The organism is Marinicrinis lubricantis, from assembly GCF_042658665.1.
Taxonomy (GTDB): domain Bacteria; phylum Bacillota; class Bacilli; order Paenibacillales; family KCTC-33676; genus Marinicrinis; species Marinicrinis lubricantis.
Map to the genome: position 1 here is coordinate 32987 of NZ_JBHSQV010000031.1, position 25552 is coordinate 58538.

Sequence of the window (25552 nt, forward strand, 5' to 3'; positions counted from 1 at the left end):
TCTTAAAATAATAAAGCGCTTTCATATACCCAAATAATTTGATAATAAATCATATAATTTTTTAACATCGCCTATGTTTTTTCCAATGAATCCTAAAAATCATAAGAAAATTCCACAATTTACATCACAAAAGAGAGACCCGATCTACGGGTCCCTCAGCTGCAAACATCATATTGGATTACTCGGCGCTGCCGCCCCAATGTTCAACTCTTGCTTTTACATACGTTTCATACTCATCTTCCATATCTTCTACACCATTCTTTTCGAGCTCTGCCATGTATGCATCCCACAGCGCATCGAACTCAGAAGGCTCGGCAAGAATAATTTCTGGAACACGCAATCTTGTGATTTCTTCCATCGTTTTGTAGAGAATTGCTAGATCGGAATCACTTGGATATGCAATATCCCATGCTGCGCCCCAATCCTTCACTTCGAATTCTTCAGGCTGAGGCCACAATTCGATCCATCTTTCAACACCGTATGCAGAAAGTGTTTCTTTCTCTGCATCACTATAGTTTGCGATCACTTGCTCAGGGTATTTCGTCGTGTAGTAGTTTCCAGTGGAATCCTTCACACCGTCACCGTAACGGCCAGAAATACCGTACAGACCTACACCCGTTTCTTTCGTCCAATTCGCTGTATCGTTGTTTTTACGGTTCAATACGTCTTCAGGAATGAAACGAACGCCATTCTCATCGTATTCATAATGCTTACCTTCAATACCCCAATAATTCAAGATTTGACCTTCTTCGGAAGCAAGGAAATCCAAGAATTTAATAGCACGTACTGGATCTTCTGCTTCAGTCGTGATACCTGTACCCCAACCTGCCATAAATCCTGTGCTTTGCAGGGAGTGGTCTTTATACTCTTCAGACAAAGTAACTGGGAAGTGAGCATAAGTTTGCTCGTACTTGCCTTCGGACTTCAAGGAGTTTACGCTGTCTTGGAAGCCCCAATCTTGGTCAATCACACCGACCACACGACCGCTCGCGATTTTTGCTTTATATTGGTCTTCTTTTTGTACGAATGCTTCTGGATCAAGAAGTCCAATATCGTTAATGTGATTTAACCAACGGAAATATTCTTTTTCTTCTGGACGTCTGTAGTGATAAGTCACTTCATATGTTTCTGGATCAATGTAGAATTCGCCATCGTCCGGAGCACCCGTCGTAAAGAACGCAGGGTTCGTTACCCCGATCATGATTCTCCAGTCGTCTGCCAGCAGTGAAATACCAATCGTTGGCTGACCGTCTGCTGTCGTTGGATGTTTATCTACATACTGCTTGATGACTTCTTCGTAATCTTGAATGGTTTTAATTTCTGGATAGCCTGCTTCTTTCACTGCAGCATGCTGCACGTGGAAGGAACCTGCGATATCCATGTATTGTTGATCTACTGCATTCAAGGCAGGAAGAATATAAATGCTGTCATCCTCTGCACTCCACTTCAAACGATCAAAATAATCGCCGTATACCTTTTTCAGGTTTGGACCATATTCTTCAATCAAATCCGTCAAGTCGATTAATGCACCAGCGTCAACCAGTTTACCTGCATCTCCTTTAGGAGAAATCAGATCCGGATAGTCGCCGCTCGCGATCATCAGAGCGATCCGGTTCGCATCCATGGCGAATTCGGCTTTCAGCGTCACGCCTGTTTGTTTCGTAATTTCTTGACCTACTTCATCCTGCATGTTATTCCAAGAGGAGATAGGGTCTGCACTGAACCATGTCATAGTGACCGGATCGGTACTTGTCTCACCGGCGCTCCCGCTGTTGCTGCCGTTGTTTTCATTGTTGCTGCCACAAGCCGCTAACGAAGTAACGAGCGCTGTGACGATGAAGAGAATCGCTAACATCTTAGCTGTAGATTTCTTCATGCTGTGTAAACCTCCCTTTATTTCTGCATAAAATATAGTGTATATAACAGCGATGGCTGTTGATACCGAAGAAATGGTTTAAGCTTTTACAGCTCCTAATGTCATCCCTTTAACAAAGTATCTTTGCAGGAATGGATAAACGACAAGAATTGGGACCGTTACGACGATCGTGATCGCCATCTTCACCGATTGCGGTGAAACGCGGTTCATGTTCTGCAGCACACTGTCTCCACGCGGAGCAGAGTTACCCGCTGTAGTGCTCTGGAGTACCTTCTGCAATTCGTACTGCAGCGTCGTCAGCTTTTCATTAGAACCGTTGTACAGATACGTATCGAACCAAGAGTTCCATTGCCCAACGGCTACGAATAATGCGATGGTCGCAAGCACCGGCTTACAAAGCGGTAATATAATTCTCCAATAAATCGTAAAGTCGCTCGCGCCGTCAAGTTTAGCAGACTCCTGAAGCGCATATGGCAATCCGTCAATAAATGAGCGGATAATAAACACGTTAAAGGCCACAACCATACCGGGTAAAATATAGACCCAGAAAGAGTTTGTCAATCCCAAATCACGAATCAGCATGTAGCCGGGAATCAATCCGCCGGAAACATACATCGTCAGCGCCAAGTACGTGGAAACAAATTTTCTAGCTTGGAAATCCTGGCGGCTGATAACGAAAGCCAGCATGGAGGAGCTGATAACTCCGAATACCGTACCAATGATCGTACGAAGAATAGAAATCTTCGCCCCCTGCATCAATCCGCCGAAGCTCAGCAGCTGCTCGTAGTTCGCCCAAGTGAATTCCCTTGGCCAAATCGTGATTCCGCCTTTGACCGTGTCCGACGATACATTCAGCGAGATAGCAAGCACGTTCAAGAACGGATAAAGCGTAACGACAACGATGCCGAGCATAAAAATCAAGTTGCATATATCAAAGATCCGGTCCCCCGTTGTCAAACGGCTGTATTTTTTAGTCTTTGCCACTGTGATCTCCCCCCTTACATGATGCTTTCTTTCGTGACTTTTTTAAAGATTCCGTTGGCGGTAAACAACAGAATAATACTTACAACCGAGTTGAATATACCTATCGCTGTACCGAAGGAATAACGTCCCATACCGATACCGTAATTCAGTGCGTATAGATCAAGCACGTCCGAATATTCTCTGACTAAGTTGTTACCAAGCAAGAATTGCTTTTCAAAACCGATACTGATCAAATGCCCGATTGACATGATGAGAAGTACGATAATCGTTGTCCGAATTCCAGGCAGCGTAATGTGCCACATTTGTCTAAAACGGTTTGCTCCGTCTACTCTGGCAGCCTCATAAAGCTCTGGGTCGATCCCTGCAATCGCTGCCAAATAGATGATCGCACTCCAGCCCATTTCCTTCCATGAGTCTACGGCGGTGATAATGTACCAGAACCATTCGCCTTTCGCCATAAACTGTATCGGCTGATCAATAATCCCCAGTGTTACCAACAAATCATTAATTACTCCGCCGTCAATCGACAGCATCGTGGTTACTAAGCTCGCGACGACAACCCACGATACGAAGTGTGGCAAGTAAGATACCGTTTGCACGAAGCGTTTCATAAACGAGCTTCTCAGTTCATTGAGCATAATGGCAAAGAAGATGGGGATCGTAAATCCTGCAATCAAGCTCAAGAAGCTCATCGCTAAGGTGTTTCGAAGCACCAAATAAAATTTATCATCACTGAACAGTGCAATGAAGTGTTTGAATCCTACCCATTCCTGTTCTGTAAAAGATCTTGCCGGTTTGAAATCTTGGAACGCCATCGTCCATCCCCAAAGCGGCATATAATTGAAAATGAAAACCCATACAACAAATGGAATGGACATAAGGTATAACCACTTTTGCTGTAAGGCTTTTCTCCAGAAGCTGTTTGTCTTCCGCGGCGCGGATGGTGTAGTCTCTGTTGTCATCGCTTCCATTTTTAGCCCTCCTTCACAGTACGTTTCTCATTTATGTTTCTATGATAAATCTATAAAGCGGTTTCAACCACCCGAAGGATTCGCCCAAAAATCATATAATATTTTTACATCATTCGATACAAGTCGTCATGTTTCGAAAATAATGCTTTACCGTTTCCGCAGCGAGCTTAGGACGACGATACTCGTCGAAAATTCCTTTGCTGTTCATCGTTCTTGCTCTAGTCAGAAGCCATCCCGTCCCTTCCGTAACACGAACATCACAGAACTGCCATATAAATAAGCCTTGAATATAGTCTCGGCCGATAAAATCTTCCAAGGCTTTGCCGACGATGTCAGACTGACGCTCCTCCGTCCCTCTTACTCTTGTACCGGATCGATATCCGTAATAACCATCTGCTCCAAATTCACTTATGATCATCGGTTTCCCAGCCCCATTCGCCTCATCCGCCCATGCCTTTATGCGATCTGCCAAATCGCCGGGCACGTCATCGTTATACCAGCCGGGATATACGTTAAACGAAATAATATCTGCCAAGTCCAGACATAGATCGGAGAAAAATAAATGCGAGGCGAAGCTTAGCGGTCTCGAAGCGTCCATCGCACGGATTTGTTCCAGCTGTTCCTTGTACATCGCTCTGCCTTGTTCGGTATCACTGGCACACTCGTTCAATATCCCCCAAATCACGATGCTTGGATGATTATAATGGTTCTCTACCATCTCGCGATTGCAGTCTAGACACTGTTCTCTAAAGCCAGGCTTCAGCATCTGTTCCAGGCTAAGTCCTCTGGCATGGTTTTCTTCCCATACGAGCATGCCGTACTCGTCACACAAATCGAGAAACCGTTCATCGTTCGGGTAATGGCTGGTCCTTACCGCATTGCAGCCCAATTCCCTCATCAGCTCCATATCCTGAACCATCTGTTGAACCGGCAATGCGGCTCCAAAAGCAGGATGGTCTTCATGACGGCAAAAACCCTTCAGCTTCACTTTTTGGCCATTTAAGACAATACGGTCGCCGAGAACCTCTACTTGTCGGAATCCGACACGCTCAATTAAATCGTCAATCACCTTTCCGGTCGCAGCCGAGCAAAGCTGAACTTCCAGCAGATATAAGTTCGGATCCGTATCGGACCAAGGCTGAACATGAGGAAAAGACAGACTTGTCGACACTTCGCCACTCTGCCTTGCATCTAGAGTGATTTGTCCGATGTCATATTCCAATTCCCCTAATTTACATCTCACGTTCCATGTTCCGCGCTCAGCTCGCAGATTGACCACTTTAGCTTTGATTTCCGCGCGCCAACCACCCGTTTCTTTCATCGGTGTAAACCATATCCGTTCCACAAACGCTTCCCTTACAAAATCCATCACAACAGGTCTAATCATACCGCCGTAGGTGTAGTAATCATTGGGTACATGGAGGGTCGATTGCTCCGTGAAGCGATTATCTACTTTAATCAACAATTCGTGTTCCCCGGCATCCACAAACGGCAGAACCGTGGAAAAAGGAGTGTACGCATTATAATGTTGTGCAATTAGAGCGCCATCAAAGTATACATCTGCAGTATGGCTGATACCTTTAAACTCTAATCTTAGCCCCGTCGCTTCGTCGATATAAAGACGTTTCCTATACCACCCAATGCCCCGATACGTCTGAAGCTCAGGATGGGATTCCCAGCATCCTGGAACAGGAAGCTTGTATTTATAAGCCGAAGGAATCATCTGTTCTTCCTCCGCAGTGGCAAATTCCCACATGCTCTCTAATTCAACACTTTTCCGCACTTTATGCAATGCAAACATTCGAATCATCGCTGCAATCACTCTCCTATTCAAAAATGAACTAAATTCACTCTAACACGTCTTCACTCATAAAATACCACGAATTTTTATACCTTTTTCATATAAAAATTAGATTCCAAAAAAAACAGCCATGCGCACAGGTCATGACTGTTCCCTTCGATATGCGGAAGGTGAAATGCCTACATACTTTTTAAACTTGCTGTGAAAATAGTCGACATTCGTGTAACCGATCCGCTCAGCGACTTGATAGACCTTCAAATCCTGCTGCAGCAGTTCCTTCGCTTTGTCGATCCGCACTTTATCCAGGTAGGTATTGAAATACTCGCCCGTATAATTTTTAAACAATTTTCCCAAATAGGCACTATTGTAGTTAAATGTTTCTGACAATGTTTCCAGTTTTAAATTTTCATTATAATTACGATGGATCAATTCAACCATCTGCTTCAATATCGTATCATTATTTTTGCTTGTCAGACGAATGACGATATGGTTCGCCAGCTCATTCGATAGATTTAATAAATCATATATATTGCGCTGCTTATAAATATCTACAATTTTCTTGGATGCTTCCTGTATTGCAGGCCTATAATCCGGGTGTGAATAGCTTAATTTTTGGAACACAGCAGTAAGCAGCTGCACACAATTCGTTTTGATGCTTTGCTCCGATTGTTCCTCAGCAATCATCTCATTTAACGCGTCCGTTAATGCTTTCTCAATCGCTTCCTTGTTTCCGATGTCCATGGCATAATAAAGTCTGTCCACCGAAGCTTGTGCATCGAAAGCGATAGTGCGTCGTTTTTACCCGATTGTGTCCGGTATAGTGGGTAGCCCTCTGCTGTAATCCATCTTCCTTTTTTATACAAAAAGTGTCTTCTTAACAACTCTATCGCTTGTTCAAAGCTTTTACTAATATCCAAATACGATTTCACAGGCTCGCCCAATGCAGCATTGAACCCAACACCGTGCTTGCTGATCAACTCGCTCAAATCATGATACAACTGCTGAGAGGCTTGTTCGGTTCGAAGTGAGGTACGAAGGAGCATGCCTACATAATGGTCTCGCGAAAATACAATCCCGCGCTGATCCTTTTCTGCATAGCCTGAGAGCGATTCTTTAATAGCATAAATGGTTTCTTCCGTCACATCGTGCTCTGCATATAATTGAAACACCACCGGTTGATAAGTGCTCCATAAGAGATCGCTTCGTTCAAGCTTCTGCTTGAATTCCTGATCTGCCTTTCCCTTTTCATGACTGAGCAAGTATTGGACCAGATGATCGTGGCGCCATTCCGTCTCCAGCTCGGTAGTATGCTTTAGTTCCGATTCCTTCTTCAGCATATTGGAAACTTTTTCCAAATATGAACTTAATTCATCCTCGTCCACAGGCTTAACGATATATCCATCAACGTTGCAGACGATTGCCCTTTTTGCATATTCAAAATCAGCATACCCGCTGAGAATTAAAAAATGTAAAGAGCTATCCTTTCTCCGAATGTTTTCAATCAATTCGAGACCATCCATTCCAGGCATTCGAATATCTACAACCATCAAGTTAGGTTTATGGATTTCGTACTTTTCAAGCGCATCCTTCCCATTCTTTGCGATGTCTACGATCGTGAAATCGTACGACTCCCACGGTACGAGTGTCTTAAGCCCTTCCCGAATCAATGGTTCATCGTCAACAATCACAACCTTAAACAACACTAACCCCTCCTGACGGTATACTAAAACGAATGGTCGTACCTATGCCCGGCTTACTATCAATCTTCAGTCCATGCTCCTCGCCATAGAGCATCTGCAGCCGGTTATGAACATTTCTCATGCCAATCCGATTGCGGGATGATTCCTCTGTGTCCTCGAGCATCTGCAAAATCGCCTTCATCCTTGAATCGCTGATCCCGACACCGTTGTCCGACACTTCAACCTGCAATATATGATCTACTAAGCTTGCTTTCACGCTTAGATAGCCTTCTCCTGATTCTTTACCTTCCAAACCGTGAATGACGGCATTCTCTACTAAAGGCTGTATGATTAATGGGGGAACAAGCATTTGTTGTGCGGCTGGATCTAATTCCAGATCAAAATTCAAACGGTCCCCGTAACGGAACTTCTGAATTTCCAAGTAGCAGCGAACCATCTCAAACTCATCTTTTATCGCGATTTGATGACCGCCAACCTCAAGGTTTTTCCTCATTAATCTTCCCAATAATTTCACGACTTCGGCAATTTCAGTTTCCCCTTTGATATGGGCTTTCATGCGAATGGATTCGAGCGCATTGAACAAAAAATGGGGATTGATCTGACTTGCCATCATTTTAAGTTTAATCTCATTTTGTTTGAGTTCCAGCTGTTTTTTTTGCATATTCGTTTCATGGACCTCCTGCATGAGTTCTTTTATGCTTCGAACCATGAAGTTAAACTGTCTGGACAGCTGACCGAATTCGTCATTGCCGTCGATCATGACCATCGTATCTAAATCCCCTCGCGCCACCTTGCTGATGGACTTGCTTAGCTTCAAAAAGCGCTTCGTAAGCAATGAAGATACCCAAACAATAAGGATGAGAGCAACGATAACACTGACCAAAATGACGGACATTCCAAGCCTGCTGAATGCATTGGCATCCTTGACGATACTGTCAACAGAGAAAATCGTAATGACCCGCAAACCGTTGTGACTTGCTTCCGGATTCAATTCTTCAATCATAATGTTTACATTTTCTCCGTCCCATTCTGTATCCAGCTTACCAGAATGACTGAGATCGATATCCGGAAAGATGTCGGTTAATTGCTGGTTGATCCAATTTTCTCGGTTAGCGGTAATAATATTATTTTGATCATCGACAATCAATGTATCGAAAGGCTCGCTGTCAACTACCGAATGTAAGTACGACGGGTCGATCGTGATTACCAGCACGTTCTCGTTCAAATAATTGTCAAAATTAATTCTTCGTACGAGACTAAGAAACTTTTCGTTGTCTTTCGTTTCGTCTTCAAGGTAGTGCCAGCCAATGACGCCTCTTTCATTCAATGCGGATTGATACCATGCCGTGCTTTTAATCGTATCATCGGCGGGGAAAAACTCCCAGTTCATAATCATCGTGGTGTTTTGAGTATACATTTTAATATTCGCCACTTCTTGACTGAACTGCATGTAACGCTCAAAATCCGGATAATCTTTATAAGCCTGAACCATCTCAAACTGCGTTTCATATTTGTGATTCACAAGATCTCTTAATCGATCGTCAAACAGCAGCTTGTTAGAAATGTCTATCGGCACGTGAAGCAATTCCATTATTCGCTGCTTGACCCGGTCCATATTGACAGTGGTCTGTTCCACAGCATCTTTCATCGCACCTTGACGGAGTTCATTCGTTAAGAACAGGCCGACGATCATGACAGGGATAAATACAACAAAAATAAACGCAATCATCAGCTTGTTGCGCAGTTTAATGTCATTCCACTTTCGTGGGAAATGGGAAAATAGTTTCATCTTTGCACCACCAATAGACCAGAGCTGCATTCGCCTACAAACCGTAAGCGATTACATCAAACCCTGTATATTTCATTGTAAACAATTCATTACAACAAATGTCATGTGTATATTACACATTATTTCATATATTTATTAGTGATCGCTAGTTAAGATTAAGGAATTGATAGAATAATTAGGAAATTTTAATACGAAATAGAAAAAAGCCCGGGCATTGCCCAGGCGTCATGAATGGAATCGAGTTACTGCTTTTGTATTATCGCTACACCGTAAGGTGCCAGCTGCATCTTCTGGTGAACCGCCTCGCCGCTAAGCAAATCGATCGCCTGAATACCACCAAGCTCCACGGATTGTTCATCTTTCGTATGGTTCATAATGAATAGGAACGATTTGCCGTCTTTCTCTCGCTGCGTCACTTCGATTCCTTCCGCTGTTTCCAGCAGTGGAGCAATTTGCTTCTCCGCACATACTTGCTTTAGAAAACCGTTTAAGAATGCATCATCCGGACTAGAGGCGATATACCATGCCTTTCCTTTTCCGAAGGAATTGACCGTAACTACTGGACGGCCTTTATAGAAGTCGTCGCCGTATTCGGCGATCACATCTGCACCCTCGGAATGAATGAGATCATATAGTAAGTTGCAGCTGTATGTTCCGCTAAGCGAACCGTATCGTTGTTTCATGACGATTTGATTCGTATGCTCCGGTGCGAGCGCATCAATTTCCTCTGCCCAAATGCCAAGCACTTTTCTCAGCTCACCCGGGTAACCGCCTAATGTCACCAGATCGCTTTCATTGACGATTCCGCTGAGGAAGGTGGTCACGAACGTGCCGCCTTTTTGGACGAATTCTTCAATTCTCTGTGCATAACCTTCTTTGACCATATACAGAACCGGTGCAATAACCACATCGTATTTGCTCAAATCGGTATCTATTCCGATGAGATCGGCTTGTATATTTTGATCATACAGCGCCTTGTAATACTTATGCACCTCATCCACATATTTCAGCGCGAAGTTAGGACCGCTCGAGTATTCGACAGCCCACCAGTTTTCCCAATCGAATACGATGCCCACCTTCGCTTTATACAGTGAATCCAGTGTCGTCTCTCCCAGCTTCTGCAGCTCATGGCCGAGCTCGCTCACTTCACGGAACACGCGAGTATTCTCATGACCGACATGCTCGATCACCGCACCATGGAATTTCTCACAGGCCCCGACGGAACGACGCATTTGAAAGAATAGCACGGAATCCGATCCTCTCGCGACGGCTTGATAGCTCCATAAGCGCATCACGCCGGGACGCTTCAGGGAGTTGTATGCCTGCCAATTTTGCTGGCTTGGTGTCTGCTCCATTAATAACCATGGCTTGCCATCCTTCAGACCTCTCATCAAATCGTGCATCATCGCTGTGTAGCTGCGCGGGGTGTCGATAGATGGATAATTGTCCCATGAAATAATATCCATATATTTGCCCCATTTGAAATAATCAAGAGGTTTGTAGGCGCCCATCAGATTGGTCGTAATCACCGCATGAGGCATTTCCTGCTTAATGGCTTCATATTCAAGCTTATAGCATTCTAGAATACTATCGGAATTAAACCGGCTGTAATCGAGTGAAATGCCCTGGAAGCAGGTTGAACGCTCGCCCCACTGCTCGCTCAGCTTATTCGGCGCTACGATTTCATCCCAATCATAGAATGAATGAGACCAGAACGTCGTGTTCCATGCTTTATTCACATTCTCCAGCGTTCCGTATCGCTCCTTCAACCAGACACGGAATTGCTTCTCGCACAGATCACAGTAGCACGCGCCGCCAAACTCGTTGGAGATGTTCCAAAGCTCAAGCGCAGGGTGATCTTTATAGCGTGCTGCAAGCTTGCCGGCAATCGCTGCCGCGTATTTGCGGTAGGTCGGGCTGTTCGGACAAGAGTTATGGCGGCCGCCGAATTTCCGCTTGCTGCCGTCAAATTCAACTCGCAAAATATCCGGGTATTTCTTGGCCATCCAAGCCGGATGGGCACCGGTGCTTGTACCAAGACAAACCTTCATGCCATGGCCATGAACGTAATCCAGCACTTCATCAAGCCACTCAAAGTGATATGTAATTTCATCTCTCTGATTAAGCGCCCAAGCGAAGATATTGATTCGCAAAAAATCGATCCCCGCTTTCTTGAACATGCGCATATCTTCTTCCCATATCGATTTGTCCCACTGTTCGGGATAATAATCTCCGCCATAAACCATTTTGTTCAGCTTAGATTTGAACATTTCTATCAACTCCTTGATATAATAATAACTACATCTTATACTGAAATAGATTTGCTTCAAACATAATAATAGTGTGATCAGATATAAAAATACGGAAATCAGGGATAAGGATGAACGGGGAGAAAAGAAGATTTTTCATGAACACCGCTGACCCTGCTGCGCCATTTTATATTGAAAGTCTCGGTTTTAACCCACAGCAGGAGTCCGTGTCTCGCGAGGAAGGCTATCCTTGCTTTCACTGGCTGCAAACGTTATCCGGGGAAGGACTGCTGCAGATGCAGGATCAGCAAATCCTGCTTCCGTCCGGCAGCGGCATCCTGCTTCAGCCGGGGGTTCCGCATGCGTACCGATTGCATGGCGGAGAATGGTCAACTTACTATATTACTTTCGGCGGCCCGCAGGTGAGCAGCATCATTACACAGCTGGGTATACAGCACAGTATGATCTATCAGTGGGACGAGCAGTCGCCGTTTCACTATTTGTTAGAGGAACTGTTCCAGTTGATTTCCGCCAAATTTGATTTAACGGGGCTGGATCATTCCGTTGATCTTTATCGATTTTTCATTCAGTTAAAAAAACACGCGCACGTCAACAAACAACCATCCATTCACAGCTTGATCGAACGAATGGCCCCGCTTCTGCAATGGCTCGATCAGCACTATGGCAATCCAGATATCGGAACACACGAAATGGCCGCTTCGATCCAAATCAGCCCCCGCCATCTGAATTCCTTATTCCAGCGGGCTTTCGGCTACACACCGTATCATTATTTACTGCAGCTGCGCATACGCAAGTCTAAAGAATTCATTCTGGCAGATCTCGGTCAACCGATTAAACATATTTCCGAGAAGGTTGGTTTTCGCGATGTGAGCCATTTTATCGCCACATTTCGAAAGCTTGAAGGAACGACGCCTGAAAAGTTTCGCAAGCTTCATTCACAATGACCACTGGAAGAAGTTACAGCCGTCATATCAACTTTTTTATTTTTAAAAAATGAAACGAAACAGAAACTCGTACGTATTACATGCTGCAAACCAAAATATCAATGAATGAATAAAAGGAGCATCGCATCATGAAAAAAGTCTTCTTATTGCTGATAGCCATGACCGTCGTTTTCTCTTTCACGGCAACCGATTACGTGGATGCCAAACCGCGCAGCGGATCGTTCAAATCCGGCAAAAAGTCGTTTACCGATACGCCGAGCCAATCGAGTAATGTGAACAAAAGTGATTCCGGAACTAAGTCGTCTAATAAATCGACCTCTTCCAGCTCCGGAACGACAAATCGCGGATTTTTCAGCGGCGGCAGCCTGATGAAAGGTTTAATGATCGGCGGCCTGGCGGGATTGTTGTTTGGCGGCATGTTCTCCAATATGGGATTCTTAGGCGATATGCTGGGACTGTTCATCAACATTTTGGCCATTTACATTATCATCATGGTCATTCATTCGATCTATAAGAGATTCACCCAGCGCAAAGCCAAGCCTTATCCCGATCCAAACGAGCGAGTTGAAGAATAATGCGGCTTGGAATGGATGAAATCATCAACGCGGTTTGTCTTCATATCGCGGAACGCAAACAGGTCAAGCCAACCGATGTGGAAGTCGAGCTGAGCTGGGATGAGCAGTACGGGTTTACTGCTGAGGTATGGGTTCAAGGAAGAAGCCAATACTTAGTAGAGGCTAATTTGCTCGAGGCTATTGAGCGATACATGTATACAAAGTACGGCAAACGAATCTTCCGCAGTCAGATCGAATTGGATGTAGAAGATGAAATGTGGGCCGATATAAGGGAATGAAAAACAAAAGAAGCCACTCCTTGGTAAATGTCAAGCTACCATGTTGGATGGCTTCTTTTATTTATCCCCTATGATATGGATCAACCCATGTTGACCAATGGATTAGATGGAATCGGGTGTGTACATTTCTCCCTTTTCGTTCCATATCACTTTTCGTCTTCCTGTGCAGGGTGCTCAATCTGTAATCCTTCTACGTGCTTGCGCTTCATTAGATTTCGTTTCTTTCTCGTTTCCTTGCTCTCGAAGACGATATCCATATCGTAAGCTTCCGGATACAGATGCTTTCGATCAATATATGGCTTGATTCTTTTCTGATTGATCTTCACTTTTTCATTTTGAATCTTCAACGTCACTTCACCGCGCTCATCCGCCGTCTGATAAATCACGCCTGCTCGCTTGAGAGAAGGAATCCATACGACGTCACCAACCTCATACGAATGCACTTCTCCACCTTCCATTCGCTGAGGTCTGGAAGGCTTCTGCTTCTTTACCGAAGCTGCTCCGCCTCTAGATTGGTGTTTCCCAGTCTCCGTATTCGGTTTAGGAAGTGACACCTTGGCTTCGCTTCCTGCTGCGGATGTAATCTCTTTGGCGCGCTCGATGACTCGGCCGTCGATGCCCAGCTTCTGCGCAATATAGAACGCATAGCTCTGGCCTGCTTCTCCTACCGTTAACGTATACAGCGGACGCAGCGTTTCCAAATCAAACTCCATTCTCGCATTCTCAAAGCCGTCTGCCTGTGAGGCAAAATTTTTGATTTCATTATAGTGCGTCGTGGCCACGATCGTTGCCCCTTTACGGTACAGTTCCTCCAATACTGCGATCGACAAACCGATGCCTTCTCCCGGATCGGTTCCGCTCGCCATTTCATCGATCAAGATCAGCGTTCGATGATCTGCACTTCTGAGCATCTGGATAATATTTCGAATATGCGACGAGAACGTGCTGAGTGATTGGTCCATACTCTGATTATCGCCAATATCCACCTCCAAACGTTGAAAGACGGATATCCCGCTTGATTCTTTGACAGGGACGAGCAGTCCCGACTGAGCCATGAGCGTCAGAAGTCCTAATGTTTTCAAAGCGACGGTTTTGCCGCCGGTATTGGGACCTGTAATAATTAAGGCGCGATACGCTTTGCCAAGCGACAAGTCCAAGGGAACGCGTTCCCCACTGAGCAGCGGATGAACTGCACCGCGGAGATGAATTTCTCCGTCATCTCTAATTTGTACGGAACGCCCATCCATCGTCGCGGCATACTTTGCCTTCGCGAAAATAAAATCAAACTGTCCCGTTGCCTCTCCATTTAGCTCCAGCTGCGGCCTGTACCGGTCTACTTCCTCCGTCAATGCGCTCATCACCTTTTGTTCTTCCACGTATTCCTCGGCATGGAGTGAGGACAGCTCCTGCTGGAACGAAGTCAATTCAGCCGGCTCGATGAATACCGTCTGTCCGCTGGACGATTCATCCCAGACGGTGCCTTGCATTTTTTTCCGAAATTCTTTTTTCACCGGTATGACATACCTGCCGCTGCGCTTGCTGACCATCAACTCCTGCAGGATCGACTTATGCTTTTGCAGAATGGCGTCCAGACGTCTCTTGATCCTCTCCTCCAATGTACGGATTCGTTTTCGGATTTTCCATAAGTCGGCGCTCGCTTGATCCTTAATTTGACCATGTTCGATACATCGATCGATTTCAACTAAAACGCTGCTGACATCATACATCGATGCCGCGTAGGCAGCGAGCGAAGGCGCTAGCGCTTCCTTTCGCTGGATAAAGCTTCTCCACTGGTTGCAGCTTTTGATAAACTGCGCCACAGCAGACAGATCTTCGCACGTCAGGACATATCCTTTGCCGAGCAGGCCGAATACTCCCTCCATTCCTTCCATAGAAGGAATCGGTATACTTGAGCTGTTTTGGACGACGTTCAGCGCTTCTTCTGTTTCCGCAAGCCACCGTACAATCTGGGCTGGAAGAACTGATGGCTCTAGCTTTTCCACCAACGCTTTCCCTGTATATGTGACCGCATACTGCATAAGCTGTTCCTTGATCCGCAAATAATCCATCTTCTGATACGTATTCGTATTCATGTTCATGCCTCCATCCGTTTCAGTTCGTAAAAATGGGTACAAAAAAAAGGCAGAGAGAACGTCAATACGTCACTCTCTGCCTTGATCCAGAATAAACCCCGCTGAACAAAAAAATCCATGCTTCACAGCATGGATTGTTGTCACAAGGCTCATCGAGATACACATTTTATAATAGGTGTGATCCATTATAAAATGTGGGCTCCTGTGATGTTTGCTGTTCTTAACTGTGAACGACTTCCGAAAAAGCACATCGCAAAATAAACCTCAGTCGATGAGGGTTGGTCCCATTTTGCCGCTGTTTTCGGTTATCGTATGCAATTCACTAGTTAAGAACAATCACCAACATCAAAATTTCCCCTTTGCGTAAGGATGCTTATATTGTATGAAACGCGGCTGGAAATGTCAACATATCCACCCAGCATTCGGTGGGTTCAGCCTTAATCGCGATCCATATGGTCTTCCGGTTGAGCCGCCTTCACGGTCAGACCACCGTCCACCATCAGCAGATGCCCATTCACCTGCATCGCTTCCTCCGAAGCCAAGAACACGACTGCGTCTCCGATTTGACGTGCGGTACCAAGCCGCTTCATCGGATTGGCTTCGATTTCTTTCTTGCGAATGTCATCATCTGCGAGAAAGTCCTTGCACATATCAGTGTCGACCGTGCTTGGTCCGACCGCATTGACATTGATGTTGAACTTACCCAGCTCGATCGCCATACCTTTCGTCAGCATATGTGCTGCTGCTTTAGAAGATTGGTAGTGCGGAATGACCGGACTTGTAACGACTAAGCTCGCAGTAGACAGCACGTTGACAATTTTCCCGTGTCTTCTTTCGATCATCCCTTTGGCTGCACGCTGTGAAGTCAAGAAAATCGATTTTACATTCGTATTGTACGTACGATCCCAAGTCTCTTCCGTGACTTTCATAAACGGTTCGAATGGAGCAATGCCTGAATTGTTCACTAATACCTCAACCGGGCCCAATTCTTGCTCCACCTGATCGAACATGCGCTCCACGTCCTCTTTCTTTCCTACATCCCCTTGCACGATCATCGCTTTGCGTCCAAGCGCGACCACTTGATCGCGAACTTTCTTCGCTTCCTCTTCTCCGCGATAGTAGTTAATGGCGACATCTGCGCCCTCTTCGGCCAAACGAATGACAATCGCCTCTCCAATTCCACGGCTGCCGCCGGTCACCAAGGCTACTCGATTTAATAAACGCTGCATAGTTATATGGTACCTCCTAGATTAAAGTGTCGGACCGATCCGATTAATGCTGAATTCTTGATGACCTAACACTTCGGCTTTTGTCTGTTTGCCGTCCGCAACTTCCAATATTTCCTTCCAGATCATCTTGCCTGCCTCTTCTACAGTCAGCTTTCCGGTCAGCATCTGACTCACGTCGACGTCCATATTGTCCGCCATTCTGCGTGCAGCCAGCTCATTTCCCGTAATTTTAATGACTGGAATGACAGCCGAACCCGTCGGTGTGCCTCTGCCTGTTGTAAAGCATACGAGATGCACGCCGCTCGCCGCCATGCCCGATACGCATTCGATATCATTTCCCGGGGAATCCATAAAATAAAGACCTTTCCCAGGGATTGGCTCGGCATATTCAAATGCACCCACCATCGGCGAAGTACCGCATTTGCTAATACATCCTAAAGATTTTTCCTCAATCGTAGAAAGACCTCCCGCGATGTTCCCCGGGGAAGGATTTCCGCCGCGCATATCCGCGCCCATACGCTGCACTTCTTTCTCAAAGCGATCTACGAAGTGGTAGAGCTTCTGCTTCACTTCCTCGGTTTCACAACGCTCAGCAAGGACATGTTCCGCACCGATGATTTCGGTTGTTTCGCTGATCACTACGGTGCCGCCTTCGCGCACCAGTTCATCCGAAGCGAACCCTAATGCCGGATTGGATGCCATCCCGGAGGTCGCATCGGAACCGCCGCACTTCACGCCGATTCGCAGCTCAGACACAGATACTGCTTCCGTCACTGCTTGATCCAGCTGCTTTCTCATTTCCTTAGCCAGTTTGGTTCCTTCCTGAATCGCTTTAACCGATCCGCCAACCTCCTGGATATCAATCACTTCCACTCTTTTACCCGTTGTACGAATATCATCAGCCAGCTTATAAGGATCAATAACCTCGCAGCCCAAGCTGACGATCAATACCGCTCCTACATTTGGATTGCGGCCCGTTCCAGCCAATGTAGCGAACGTCCGATCAACGTCGGCCCCGATTTGGCTGCAGCCGTGTTGGTGCGGAATAGCAACCGTCTCTGCCACCATCTGAGTAATCCGGTTGCATACTTGATTTGCGCAAATTACGGTTGGAATAATCAGCAAATGATTGCGGATACCTATATCTCCGTTTTCCCTGCGATAGCCTTGAATGGTTAGAGCCATCTATCTTACGCCTCCTTTTGAGGTGCGGCTTCGGTGCTTTGATCTCCGCGGCCGCGAATCCCTTCAATATTATGAATGTGCACATGCTGTCCGATTTGAATATCGTCCGTAGCCCTGCCGATCGTTTCACCATATTTCGTTACAAGCTCACCTTTAGCTACAGCGGCAATGGCTACTTTATGACCAAAGGGAATTGAATCGATCAGCTGTACCTGCTGTAGTTGATCACCTATTCGATAGCTTGCTTGCTCTCCCGCCTTTAGATCCTTAAGTGCCGTTGCCACATTGTCCTTCGGACTGACAACCAGCGCGTCGACATTCATATCATACGTCGCCATCGTTCCACCTCTATCCCCATTTATCAAATGATGCTTTATTCAGCCAGCGAAAGCTGCATGGCTATGTTTTGAATCGCTTTAATGGCTTGCTCCTTTTTCTTCATCCAGCGACCCGTCAGCATCGAGAAGCTGACTGCTGCAATAACTTTTCCTTCGGTATTTTTCACGGGTGCGGCAACACAGCTGAAGCCTTCTGCCACCTCTTCTTGGTCCAGCGCATAACCCTGTTTCCGTACCGTATTTAAACTCTGTTCCAATTGGGCCAGACTCGTTATCGTGTTGGGTGTAAGCTGTAGGAACGATTCATCCTTGTACAAGCTTCTTAATTGCTCTTCCTTCAAATCGGCCAGCATCACTTTACCCATTGCAGCAGCGTAGGCGGGAATTCGTGTACCCGGCTCGGAAATAAGGCGCACAGGCGAGATCGATTCTTTCTTCGCCAAATAGATAATATCGCCGCCCTCGAGCTTCGACAGCTGCAGGGTCTCCCCGATTTCCTGTAAGCCCTCTTCAGCCAATTCCATAAAGCGATCAATCAAATCATTGTTCGAGAAATAAGCATTGCCGAGTGTTCCGAATATCGCACCAAGCGCATACGTATCCCCTTTGTCTCGCTTAATCCATGATAACGACTCCAGCGTATGAAGCAGGCTGAACATCGTGCTCTTATGAATGCCTGTGACATGACACAAATCCGTCATCTTCAGCATAGATGGATGCTCCGCGATTTGCCGAAGAACCATATCCGCTCTTTCCAATGCCGGCACCCAATACTTCCGTTCCATCCGATCACCTCAAGATCGCTGCATTTCAATCTATTGTTCTTGTCGTTGTATCTTGAGAGGGAAAGAGCTCCCCTTCAAAATGAATTTCAGCATACAGCTGACGGATTACTCAGCCACCATGCGGTTCGTCAAAGCACCGAGCTTCTCAATTTCGATCGTAACAATGTCGCCATCCTGCAAATAAACCTGTTGATCCTCTGGATAACCAAGCACAACCCCGGAAGGAGTACCTGTAAGAATGATATCTCCTGGAGACAGCGTCATATGCTGTGAAATATAGCTGACAATTTCATCACAGTAGAAAATCATGTCCGACGTGTTGGAATGCTGACGCACTTCTCCATTGACAATGCACTTAATGTCCAGTTGATTCGGATTGCCTACCTCATCGGCTGTCACCAAATAAGGACCGATCGGACTGAATTTATCGCAGGACTTCCCAAGCAGCCATTGATGCGTTCTCATCTGCAAATCACGCGCCGACAAATCGTTCACATTGCAGTACCCGAATACATAATCCAGCGCTTGATCCTTGCTGACATACTTCGCTTCCTTACCCATGACAATCGTAAGCTCCGCCTCATAATCGACTTTATTCGTAACCTTAGGCAGCGGAATCTCTTCGCCCGGCGCCGCGATTGTGTTGCTGAATTTATTGAACAAAATCGGATATTCCGGAATCGGCGCATTCGTTTCTTCCGCGTGCTTTCTATAGTTCAATCCGACGCAGATGATTTTGCCCGGAGTCGGAACGCAAGGCCCAATTTGAACGTTTTCCTCCTGAACCACATATTCCGCGTCGCCAGCTTGCTTCAACTGCTGTACATACCCCTGGAGAGCTTGCATGCTCTCGCTGCTATGAATCAGCTCCATCATATCGGTTGTCACGCCTTGACTCGGCACCGCTTTCAAAGCCGCTTCAATATCATAAACACGGCCATCTTCTTGGACGCCCAGCGTTAATCGATCATTTTTTTGAATCGTTAAAAGCTTCATTTCATGTTCCTCCTACAGCTTTATTGTATTTGATGAATGATAACTTTAAGCGTTTTTCCCAAAAACGACGCCCCCGTCAATGTAAAGCGGTGACCCCATCATGAACTTCGATTCGTCCGACGCAAGGAACAACGCGGCCTTCGCCACATCTTCCGGTCTGCCTAAATCGCCGCTGAGCTGTCTGCTTTTAATCGATTTCAGACCTTCCTCCGGATCATCGTACGAGTTTCTTAAATAATTTTCTACGAATGGGGTAAGAATGGTTCCGGGTAAAAGCGCATTCACTCGGATGTTATAAGGAGCATAGTCTACCTGCATCGACTTCGTCAAGGCTAATACCGCACCTTTCGTCGCAGAGTAAGAAGCTCTGCGAGCTAGCCCGATTTCTGCAATACAGGACGACATGTTAATAATGTTGCCGGACTGTCTTTCCATCATATGAGGAATGACATATTTGGAAGCCAAATAGACTCCGCGAATATTGACGAGCATGACCCGGTCCCAAGCATCCGGCTCCACTTCGTGGATAGCGCCTACACCGCTGATCCCGGCATTGTTAAACAATACGTCGATGCGGCCGTAAGCTTCAAGCGACTGCTTCACCAGCTGCTGTACAGACTCTGGATCTGTTACGTCGGCTTGAATGAAAATGGCTTCACCGCCTTGTTCACGGATGGTGGAAACCGTCTCTTTGCCTTTCTGCTCATCCAAATCGTTCACGATCACCTTGGCGCCTTCCTGGCCAAAAAGGTTGGCCGTTGCTTGGCCGATCCCAGAGCCTGAGCCCGTGATGAGAACGACCTTATCATTCAATCTTGCCATGGCAGGGTCACCTCTCCTTTATCGGTTTATTATAATAAACTAAGTTTTAAATATGATACATTGAAAGCGTATCATTTTTGAACTCCGGCCGTCAATCCTCATTTTTCTGATCCTTTTCAGTAACAAATTGCACATTTTACAGTTCTTGAACGAAATGTCCTGTACACGAATGCAAAAGCGAGAACTCGCACATCTATAAAAAAATCTTCGCAGAAGGACATTCTGCGAAGATGTTGTGAACTGTTGTGAACGTACATATATTCGATAACGAGCATGAACATAGATCTCACAAATAGCGAGTAGAAAAAAACATTCATCTGTTATAAAACCCTACTATCCAACGAGCAAAACATACACAATTCCTGGACCGTGAACTCCGATCGTTAAATCGTTCTCAATATCGGCAGAGCGGCTCGGCCCTGATATAAAATGAATTCCAGCTGGCAAATTTCCGTTTAATGCGTTCAGCTCCTCCATCACTTCCCCGAGCCTCGTCTTCAACCTGCTGATCGGTAAAATCACAATCAGCTGTGTCGGCAGCAGACTAACAGAACGTCCCTTATAACGGCCGGACATGCAGACGACCGTACCCGTATGGCAAGCACCGTAGTCCGCCATAACGATTCCGATATCCGCTTCGGACGAATCATGCAGCAAGCTGACGCCTTCAGCTCCGTCCCATACTTTCCATTTCAGATCTGGAAGCTGGCCCTCCAGCTCCATTGCGCGCAAAGACGGTTCATTTTGATAGATGATATTCTGAGCGTGCGTTTCCTTAATGTGCCGCTCAATCCAATCGGCTGCCGCCTGATCGTTCTCCAGACGTACCGTGTGGCCACCCGTACTGTGGAAGTGATCCATGAACTGCTTCACCCGATCCTCCAGATCCAATTCATAACTCTGCCAAAAATCTGGAGCACCACGGAACGGATGCTTCGGCTTCTCTTCAGGAATTCGGCCGCCCGGTCTTCTTAACCGTTCTGTTATCCGGTTGAAAAATTGCTCTTCTGATATCCCTGGCCTAGTCATGCGAAGTCACACCTTTCCGCTTATTTTTATTGGCCTGAAGCCGCTGTTCCACATCCGGATTCATGGATTGTCCCTCCGATTTCAGCTCCTGCTGCAGCGTCTCCCATTGCTCTCTGAAGGAGTGCTTCGGCAGTGTCGGAGCGTAGCGGTAATTCGTCCAGCCTTTCAGCGGGCCGATTTTCGCTTTAATGAACCCGTCTTTCGCCACAAAGCGCTGCCCGGCTTTGGCCAGCTTGACTACCGCGCTCATCCGTTTAGAATCGGACATCACATAACTGAAGCCTTTAAATCCAGTTTTCTCCAGCCATGCCGTATTACCGCTCTCCGCCTTCCTTCTGCGCAAATAAACGAGCATATCATGCAGCGGAATCTTCACCGGACACGCTTCATAGCAAGCGCCGCATAGGCTTGACGCGTATGCGATATCATCCCATTCGGTAACGTTGCTGTTCAGTGCAGGCGTCAATACGGCACCGATCGGGCCGGAATAAGTCCCTCCGTACGAGTGACCGCCGATGTGGCGATAAACGGGACATGCATTCAGGCACGCACCGCACCGAATACAGTTCAGCAGCTCTTGGAACTCCGGATCTCCAAGCTGGTTGGAACGGCCGTTATCCAGCATAATAATGTGCATCTCATCCGGTCCGTCACCGTCGTCCGAACGTCTCGGCCCTGAAATGACCGACATATATACCGTCAGTCTTTGACCTGTTGCCGAACGCGGAAGCAGTGTCGCCATCACTTCCAGATCATCCAAGCTCGGTATAATGCGTTCCATTCCCATAAAAGTAATCTGAGTACGCGGGACGGTCGATACCATACGCGCATTGCCTTCATTCTCGAACAGCACCATAGAACCTGTTTCGGCAATAGCAAAGTTACAGCCGGTCACACCGATATCGGCTTCAAGAAATTTCTGTCTCAGCTTTTTTCGTACAAAACCGGCAAGCACCTTAGTGTCAGGAGGCAGCGTCTCCCCCGCTTCTTTGGACAGAAGCTCGGCAATTTGATGGCGGTTCTTATGAATCGCTGGAATAATAATATGCGACGGTGTTTCCTTCGCAAGCTGAATAATATACTCTCCAAGGTCAGTCTCTACCGCTTCGATGTTTTCGTGCTCCAGCGCATGATTTAAGTGAACTTCCTCTGTAACCATCGATTTAGACTTCACAGCGGACTTCGCGTTCTTTTCCTTAGCGATGTGCATGGCGATATCTACCGCTGTCTGGGCATTATCGGCAAAATGTATATGCACACCCTTCGCTCTGGCTTGCTCCACAAACAGCTTTAAATAGTAATCCAGGTTCGCAATGGTGTGAAGCCGAATTTGTCTTCCCCGTTCACGCCATTCCTCCCAATTTCCCTGCTGTGAGGAAGCATCCAGCTTGCCGTTTCTCAGCTTCTCCGTCGTATACTTAACCGCTTTTCGCAAAAAGTCATCCTGCAGCGCCTGCTTTGACCGCTCCAGCACCGTACCTTGTTTCATTCCAGCCATTACAACTCCGCCCCTTCCATTAACAGCTCTGCCAGATGCATGACCCGTACCGGCTTGCCGTGGTAGTTCAAGTGTCCGCCGATATTCATCAAACACCCCATATCCGTTCCGACCAAAACCTCAGCTTCCGTTTCCAGTACATGCTGGGCTTTCTCTTCAACCATTGCACCGGATATCTCGCTCATTTTCACTGCGAAGGTTCCCCCAAAGCCGCAGCAGTCCTGACCGTATGGAAGCGGAATCAATTCCAGCCCATCTACATGCTGGAGCAGCGCTAACGGCTCATCCTTTACTCCGAGCAATCGGCTTCCGTGACAGGATGGATGATACGTCACCTTGTGCGGGAACGATGCCTTCAGATTCTCTACACCAAGCACACCAACCATAAACTGCGAAAATTCATACGTTTTGTCCACCAAATCCTGGACTTTTTCCTTCATTTCAGGCTCCTGCTCAAACAACTTCGGATAATAGTGATGAATCATGCCTGTACATGAGCCCGACGGTGCAATGACATAATCGCTGTCTTCAAACGCGGATATGATCGTTCGTGCGGAAGCTCTCGCCTCATCCCAATAGCCGCTGTTGAAGGCAGGCTGCCCGCAGCAGGTCTGCACTTTCGGGAACGTGAGCGCGACACCCTGCTTGGCCAGCAGCTTCGCCATCGCCGTTCCGACGCGTGGATAAATTTGATCGCCTAAACATGTAATAAACAATGATACCTTCATCCTGCTTTCACCCCTAATGATTGACCTATCATGTTATCAGCTTATCAGATAAGTTGCATGGAAGGAAGATCTTTTCGTAATATCTTCCGTACAAAATGCAGTCACTCCAGCTTAAACCTGCTGTTTAAGTAATGCCTCTACGAAGAGCAAGTGCTCCTGCATATACTGCTGTGCCTGCTGCGCGTTCTTATCAGCAATCGCATTTAATACCTGCTGATGCTGTTCCCATAAGCGCTTAGATATCGTGGAATCGGCATACAAATAAAGCCGTCTGGTTTCACGAATGGACGTCTCCAGCTGCCCAGATATCGATTCGAGCAATCTGACCATAATTGAGTTATGGGTCGATCTCGCGAGCGCCGTATGAAAAGCAAAATCCATCTTTTCGCCGATCTCTTCACTGCCTAAATGTTCTCGCATTTCATCCAATATGAGCGACAGCTGCTGAAGGTCTTCCTCTGTGCGCTTCTCTGCGGATAAACCAGCATTAGCGACTTCCAGCGCTTTCCTCGCCTCAAGTAATTCAAGTAAGGTATCTCGCTGCATCAGCAGCGAATCCAGATCGGGAATTTCTACATCTTGCGGAGTGATGCTCTTCACATAACTCCCTTCCCCTTGGCGAATCTCAATTAAGCCCATTGCCCTTAAGGCGCTTAACGCCTCTCTTACCGTGGACCGTCCGACTTGAAAGCTCTCAGACAGTTCTTTCGTAGATGGCAGCTTCTGTCCAGGCTTTACCTTGCCGCTCACAATTTGCTCTCGGATCTGCTGAGCGATCGTCTCATAAATATGGCTTTTTTTTATTTTATTGTATTCGATCATATAGCACCTCTTGATATGGGGATCGTCGGAAGGTTTCTCAGACCATTATAACCATGGTACCACAGAAAAAGAAACGTCAAGTTCCCCCGCAAAGCGAGGAAAAGCTGAATTTCCATTGAACATGGAAAAGCCCCCGCTCCTTCTACGAGGATGAGGGGCTTCATTCGAAGTCCTTATGAAGACTTTTCGGCTTTGTACGCTCGGTATACATCCATATACGCCTTTGCTTTTTGTGTCACGAGCGAATAATCCTTTTGCTTCACTGCTTCCTTCGTCAAATCCGATCCAATGCCAACCGCAACGGCTCCTGCCTCCAGCCACTGTTTCATATTGTTTAAATCTACTCCGCCGGTCGGCATCAGGTTCACCTGTGGCAGCGGCCCGTGCACACTCTTAATCATGTCCGGAGAGAATAAGTTGCCCGGGAACAGCTTAACGACGTCCACGCCGTATTCCAATGCGGTCTGCATTTCTTGAATCGTCATTGCGCCCGGCATAATCGGTACCGCATATCGATTACAAAGCGTTACCGTTGGGGCATAAAAGGTAGGAGCCACGACGAATTCGGCACCGCTTAATATCGCGCTTCTCGCCGTTTCTGGATCGAGCACCGTTCCTACGCCAATGGTCACACCTTCGCTTCCCGCATATTTTACTGCCAATTTCTCGATCGCCCGCAGCGCGTAGGGCACTGTCATCGTAATCTCAACCGCTTGAATCCCGCCTTCGATCGTTCGTTCTGCCATTTCGGCAACTTCTTCTGCGCTGTCTCCTCGAAGCACAGCAACGACCCCGGAATTCAGTACCTTCGTCAACGTTTTTATTTTTTTCATTGTCCC

The 25552-nt window shown here is 46.6% G+C and carries 23 protein-coding genes; 3 read left to right on the plus strand and 20 right to left on the minus strand.

From position 1 onward, the window contains the following. Positions 1-178: 178 nt before the first annotated feature. The 8 genes from ACFPXP_RS04790 to ACFPXP_RS04825 form a co-directional block, all read right to left on the minus strand. Entirely contained in the window at positions 179-1876 is a 1698-nt protein-coding gene (locus ACFPXP_RS04790) for an ABC transporter substrate-binding protein (protein WP_379892892.1), read from the minus strand. Between the two features lie 78 nt (positions 1877-1954). Further along, positions 1955-2788: a carbohydrate ABC transporter permease gene (locus ACFPXP_RS04795; RefSeq protein ID WP_379892964.1), complete on the minus strand. Its 834-nt coding sequence runs from the start codon at positions 2786-2788 to the stop codon at positions 1955-1957. 86 nt (positions 2789-2874) lie between these two features. Further along, positions 2875-3822: an ABC transporter permease gene (locus tag ACFPXP_RS04800; protein ID WP_379892966.1), complete on the minus strand. Its 948-nt coding sequence runs from the start codon at positions 3820-3822 to the stop codon at positions 2875-2877. Positions 3823-3940: 118 nt separating this feature from the next. Beyond that, positions 3941-5641: a glycoside hydrolase family 2 protein gene (locus ACFPXP_RS04805; RefSeq protein WP_379892894.1), complete on the minus strand. Its 1701-nt coding sequence runs from the start codon at positions 5639-5641 to the stop codon at positions 3941-3943. 132 nt (positions 5642-5773) lie between these two features. Continuing rightward, positions 5774-6373, minus strand: a complete 600-nt coding sequence (locus ACFPXP_RS04810) for a helix-turn-helix transcriptional regulator (protein ID WP_379892896.1) — start codon at positions 6371-6373, stop codon at positions 5774-5776. Further along, the gene (locus ACFPXP_RS04815) at positions 6334-7332 is read right to left on the minus strand and encodes a response regulator (RefSeq protein ID WP_379892898.1); all 999 of its coding nucleotides are present in this window, start codon (positions 7330-7332) and stop codon (positions 6334-6336) included. Before ACFPXP_RS04815 ends, ACFPXP_RS04810 begins: the two co-directional genes overlap by 40 nt. Then, entirely contained in the window at positions 7325-9121 is a 1797-nt protein-coding gene (locus ACFPXP_RS04820) for a sensor histidine kinase (RefSeq protein ID WP_379892900.1), read from the minus strand. The genes ACFPXP_RS04815 and ACFPXP_RS04820 overlap by 8 nt, the downstream gene beginning before the upstream one ends. A 242-nt stretch (positions 9122-9363) precedes the next feature. Continuing rightward, complete coding sequence (locus ACFPXP_RS04825) at positions 9364-11391, minus strand: beta-galactosidase (RefSeq protein ID WP_379892902.1); 2028 nt, start codon at positions 11389-11391, stop codon at positions 9364-9366. A 137-nt stretch (positions 11392-11528) separates the two neighbouring features. Here ACFPXP_RS04825 and ACFPXP_RS04830 point away from each other — a divergent pair, with 137 nt between their 5' ends. The 3 genes from ACFPXP_RS04830 (at position 11529) to ACFPXP_RS04840 (ending at position 13188) form a co-directional block, all read left to right on the plus strand. Continuing rightward, the gene (locus tag ACFPXP_RS04830; protein WP_379892905.1) at positions 11529-12335 is read left to right on the plus strand and encodes an AraC family transcriptional regulator; all 807 of its coding nucleotides are present in this window, start codon (positions 11529-11531) and stop codon (positions 12333-12335) included. 128 nt (positions 12336-12463) lie between these two features. Further along, a complete protein-coding gene (locus ACFPXP_RS04835; protein WP_379892907.1) occupies positions 12464-12910 on the plus strand; it encodes a hypothetical protein in 447 nt (148 codons plus the stop codon). Further along, on the plus strand, positions 12910-13188 hold the full coding sequence (locus tag ACFPXP_RS04840; protein WP_379892909.1) for a YxcD family protein: 279 nt from the start codon (positions 12910-12912) through the stop codon (positions 13186-13188). The genes ACFPXP_RS04835 and ACFPXP_RS04840 overlap by 1 nt, the downstream gene beginning before the upstream one ends. A gap of 146 nt (positions 13189-13334) precedes the next feature. Here the strand turns inward: ACFPXP_RS04840 and ACFPXP_RS04845 are convergent, their stop codons facing one another. The 12 genes from ACFPXP_RS04845 to ACFPXP_RS04900 form a co-directional block, all read right to left on the minus strand. Continuing rightward, positions 13335-15281 (minus strand): endonuclease MutS2, encoded by a 1947-nt coding sequence (locus ACFPXP_RS04845; RefSeq protein WP_379892911.1) that lies wholly within the window; start codon positions 15279-15281, stop codon positions 13335-13337. Between the two features lie 437 nt (positions 15282-15718). Next, positions 15719-16510, minus strand: a complete 792-nt coding sequence (locus ACFPXP_RS04850; RefSeq protein WP_379892913.1) for an SDR family NAD(P)-dependent oxidoreductase — start codon at positions 16508-16510, stop codon at positions 15719-15721. Between the two features lie 21 nt (positions 16511-16531). Continuing rightward, complete coding sequence (locus tag ACFPXP_RS04855) at positions 16532-17695, minus strand: UxaA family hydrolase (RefSeq protein WP_379892916.1); 1164 nt, start codon at positions 17693-17695, stop codon at positions 16532-16534. Positions 17696-17700: 5 nt separating this feature from the next. Further along, positions 17701-18033 carry a UxaA family hydrolase gene (locus ACFPXP_RS04860; RefSeq protein WP_379892919.1) on the minus strand — a complete coding sequence of 111 codons (333 nt, stop codon included), beginning with the start codon at positions 18031-18033 and terminating at the stop codon, positions 17701-17703. 35 nt (positions 18034-18068) lie between these two features. After that, positions 18069-18818, minus strand: coding sequence for an IclR family transcriptional regulator (locus ACFPXP_RS04865; RefSeq protein WP_379892921.1), 750 nt, complete (start codon positions 18816-18818; stop codon positions 18069-18071). Positions 18819-18923: 105 nt separating this feature from the next. Continuing rightward, entirely contained in the window at positions 18924-19814 is an 891-nt protein-coding gene (locus ACFPXP_RS04870; RefSeq protein ID WP_379892923.1) for a fumarylacetoacetate hydrolase family protein, read from the minus strand. Positions 19815-19859: 45 nt separating this feature from the next. Beyond that, positions 19860-20636: an SDR family NAD(P)-dependent oxidoreductase gene (locus tag ACFPXP_RS04875; RefSeq protein WP_379892925.1), complete on the minus strand. Its 777-nt coding sequence runs from the start codon at positions 20634-20636 to the stop codon at positions 19860-19862. Positions 20637-20969: 333 nt separating this feature from the next. Then, on the minus strand, positions 20970-21665 hold the full coding sequence (locus ACFPXP_RS04880) for a LutC/YkgG family protein (RefSeq protein WP_379892927.1): 696 nt from the start codon (positions 21663-21665) through the stop codon (positions 20970-20972). Beyond that, positions 21658-23163 carry a LutB/LldF family L-lactate oxidation iron-sulfur protein gene (locus ACFPXP_RS04885; RefSeq protein WP_379892929.1) on the minus strand — a complete coding sequence of 502 codons (1506 nt, stop codon included), beginning with the start codon at positions 23161-23163 and terminating at the stop codon, positions 21658-21660. The genes ACFPXP_RS04880 and ACFPXP_RS04885 overlap by 8 nt, the downstream gene beginning before the upstream one ends. Continuing rightward, positions 23163-23891 carry a (Fe-S)-binding protein gene (locus ACFPXP_RS04890; protein WP_379892931.1) on the minus strand — a complete coding sequence of 243 codons (729 nt, stop codon included), beginning with the start codon at positions 23889-23891 and terminating at the stop codon, positions 23163-23165. Before ACFPXP_RS04890 ends, ACFPXP_RS04885 begins: the two co-directional genes overlap by 1 nt. A 111-nt stretch (positions 23892-24002) precedes the next feature. Continuing rightward, entirely contained in the window at positions 24003-24713 is a 711-nt protein-coding gene (locus tag ACFPXP_RS04895; protein WP_379892933.1) for a FadR/GntR family transcriptional regulator, read from the minus strand. Between the two features lie 173 nt (positions 24714-24886). After that, positions 24887-25546 carry a bifunctional 2-keto-4-hydroxyglutarate aldolase/2-keto-3-deoxy-6-phosphogluconate aldolase gene (locus ACFPXP_RS04900; protein ID WP_379892935.1) on the minus strand — a complete coding sequence of 220 codons (660 nt, stop codon included), beginning with the start codon at positions 25544-25546 and terminating at the stop codon, positions 24887-24889. Positions 25547-25552: the final 6 nt, after the last annotated feature.

Coding starts and splice junctions, on each gene's coding strand:
- ACFPXP_RS04790 (WP_379892892.1), bottom strand. CDS start 1,876: ATGAAGAAATCTACAGCTAAGATGTTAGCGATTCTCTTCATCGTCACA.
- ACFPXP_RS04795 (WP_379892964.1), bottom strand. CDS start 2,788: ATGCTCGGCATCGTTGTCGTTACGCTTTATCCGTTCTTGAACGTGCTT.
- ACFPXP_RS04800 (WP_379892966.1), bottom strand. CDS start 3,822: ATGACAACAGAGACTACACCATCCGCGCCGCGGAAGACAAACAGCTTC.
- ACFPXP_RS04805 (WP_379892894.1), bottom strand. CDS start 5,641: ATGATTCGAATGTTTGCATTGCATAAAGTGCGGAAAAGTGTTGAATTA.
- ACFPXP_RS04810 (WP_379892896.1), bottom strand. CDS start 6,373: ATGGACATCGGAAACAAGGAAGCGATTGAGAAAGCATTAACGGACGCG.
- ACFPXP_RS04820 (WP_379892900.1), bottom strand. CDS start 9,121: ATGAAACTATTTTCCCATTTCCCACGAAAGTGGAATGACATTAAACTG.
- ACFPXP_RS04825 (WP_379892902.1), bottom strand. CDS start 11,391: ATGTTCAAATCTAAGCTGAACAAAATGGTTTATGGCGGAGATTATTAT.
- ACFPXP_RS04830 (WP_379892905.1), top strand. CDS start 11,529: ATGAACACCGCTGACCCTGCTGCGCCATTTTATATTGAAAGTCTCGGT.
- ACFPXP_RS04835 (WP_379892907.1), top strand. CDS start 12,464: ATGAAAAAAGTCTTCTTATTGCTGATAGCCATGACCGTCGTTTTCTCT.
- ACFPXP_RS04840 (WP_379892909.1), top strand. CDS start 12,910: ATGCGGCTTGGAATGGATGAAATCATCAACGCGGTTTGTCTTCATATC.
- ACFPXP_RS04845 (WP_379892911.1), bottom strand. CDS start 15,281: ATGAATACGAATACGTATCAGAAGATGGATTATTTGCGGATCAAGGAA.
- ACFPXP_RS04850 (WP_379892913.1), bottom strand. CDS start 16,510: ATGCAGCGTTTATTAAATCGAGTAGCCTTGGTGACCGGCGGCAGCCGT.
- ACFPXP_RS04855 (WP_379892916.1), bottom strand. CDS start 17,695: ATGGCTCTAACCATTCAAGGCTATCGCAGGGAAAACGGAGATATAGGT.
- ACFPXP_RS04860 (WP_379892919.1), bottom strand. CDS start 18,033: ATGGCGACGTATGATATGAATGTCGACGCGCTGGTTGTCAGTCCGAAG.
- ACFPXP_RS04865 (WP_379892921.1), bottom strand. CDS start 18,818: ATGGAACGGAAGTATTGGGTGCCGGCATTGGAAAGAGCGGATATGGTT.
- ACFPXP_RS04870 (WP_379892923.1), bottom strand. CDS start 19,814: ATGAAGCTTTTAACGATTCAAAAAAATGATCGATTAACGCTGGGCGTC.
- ACFPXP_RS04875 (WP_379892925.1), bottom strand. CDS start 20,636: ATGGCAAGATTGAATGATAAGGTCGTTCTCATCACGGGCTCAGGCTCT.
- ACFPXP_RS04880 (WP_379892927.1), bottom strand. CDS start 21,665: ATGACTAGGCCAGGGATATCAGAAGAGCAATTTTTCAACCGGATAACA.
- ACFPXP_RS04885 (WP_379892929.1), bottom strand. CDS start 23,163: ATGGCTGGAATGAAACAAGGTACGGTGCTGGAGCGGTCAAAGCAGGCG.
- ACFPXP_RS04890 (WP_379892931.1), bottom strand. CDS start 23,891: ATGAAGGTATCATTGTTTATTACATGTTTAGGCGATCAAATTTATCCA.
- ACFPXP_RS04895 (WP_379892933.1), bottom strand. CDS start 24,713: ATGATCGAATACAATAAAATAAAAAAAAGCCATATTTATGAGACGATC.
- ACFPXP_RS04900 (WP_379892935.1), bottom strand. CDS start 25,546: ATGAAAAAAATAAAAACGTTGACGAAGGTACTGAATTCCGGGGTCGTT.